1 protein-coding gene is annotated in these 1,494 nt (G+C 55.8%); it reads right to left on the bottom strand.

From position 1 onward, the window contains the following. Nucleotides 1-207 precede the first annotated feature (207 nt). Nucleotides 208-1,293, bottom strand: a complete 1,086-nt coding sequence (locus tag ACXJ5O_RS26715; RefSeq protein WP_457302546.1) for an ABC transporter ATP-binding protein — start codon at nucleotides 1,291-1,293, stop codon at nucleotides 208-210. Between the last annotated feature and the right edge of the window lie 201 nt (nucleotides 1,294-1,494).

Here is a 1,494-nt window from a genome sequence, read left to right as displayed (position 1 = left end):
GATCCTGACCGAGCAGATAGTCCTTGAACCGGAGCACGGCGCCGGCCGTCGCCTCGTGGAAACCCCAGGCACCACCTTCACCAAGGCCGACAAGCCCATTGTCCGTGCGAATTTCGACAAATAGATACTTGTCAATAAAGATACTTTCGACGCTTTCGATACGCATGAGAATTCCCTTTTGGTTGGATAAGGCACTTGCTGTGTCAACTAGTGCTCCGAAATAAGAGTCACGGCCTCCGGGTCGATGCGGACCATAATTGTCTGGCCGACATCGGGAGGATTTCGCGCGGGCAAATCGGCGCGAAGTGCAACGCCGCCAATCTGGAGCCGGCAGTTGACGACTGCTCCAAGGAAATTGACCGATTTGACGTGCGCTTCGAAGCAGTTGACCGCATTTGAACCGCTGGTCACCGGTATGATGCTTTCCGCCCGTATGCAGACCAGAACTAGCCCAAACACAGTTGATTGAACAGGCCATGAGAAGCGGCCCTCGATGGTCACGCCGTCTGTCAGGGTGACAAGCGCATGTTTGCCACCAGCCGTTCCGGCGACCGTGCCTTCAAGAATGTTGGCGTTGCCGATGAACTCTGCTGCAAACCGGCTCGCCGGGCGATCATAGAGATCTCGCGGCGTTCCGGACTGGACCATCTTCCCGTCTTTCATGAGAATGATCCGGTCGCTCATGAGCATCGCTTCGGACTGATCGTGGGTGACGTAAAGCGAAGTCTTGCCCAACCGTCGCTGTAGTTCCACAAGTTCAAACCTCATACGGTCGCGCAATCCGGCATCCAGATTGCTCAGAGGCTCGTCGAACAAAAGAAGTCTCGGGGACGTTACAATCGCCCGTGCAAGTGCAACGCGCTGCTGCTGGCCACCGCTCAATTCGGTCCCGTAGCGATCCGAATATCCGGTCAGGCCGACAGTCCTCAGGGCTTCGCTTACTTTCGCCTCGATTACTGCTGCTGGTTCGTGCCGGGTCTTGAGACCGTAGGCAACATTCTCGTAAACGGTCATATGGGGCCAGACCGCATAGGATTGGAAAACCATATTGATGTCACGTTTTTCTGGCGGCACGTCCCGTCCATCGGCCGCAACGATCTCCCCGTCTATACGGATCGTTCCACCCGAGGATGCCTCCAGGCCAGCTATGCAGCGCAGAGTGGTGGTCTTCCCGCAGCCACTTGGACCAAGGAGCGAAACAAATTCGCCGTCCTCGACCACGAAGCTCACATCCTTGACGGCTGTGACGCTGCCATAGGTAACCACGAGATCTTCAACGCTTAGCTGAGCCAAGTCACCACTCCATATTCACGCGGCCGTACGTCAGCCACTTTGGGAAAGTTTCACACGAAGCAGGAACCGGCTGACGAGAATTCCAGCCATCAGTATGACCGTCTGGAGAATGCCGATGATCGCCGCATTTTGAACGTTGCCGAATTCCAGATAATCCCACGACATCACCGACAAGACCTTGTTGCTCGGTGAGGCGAGAAT

The organism is Phyllobacterium sp. P5_D12, from assembly GCF_054049495.1.
Note: the sequence above shows the minus strand (reverse complement) of the source record. Positions and strands in the feature narration are given on the sequence as shown.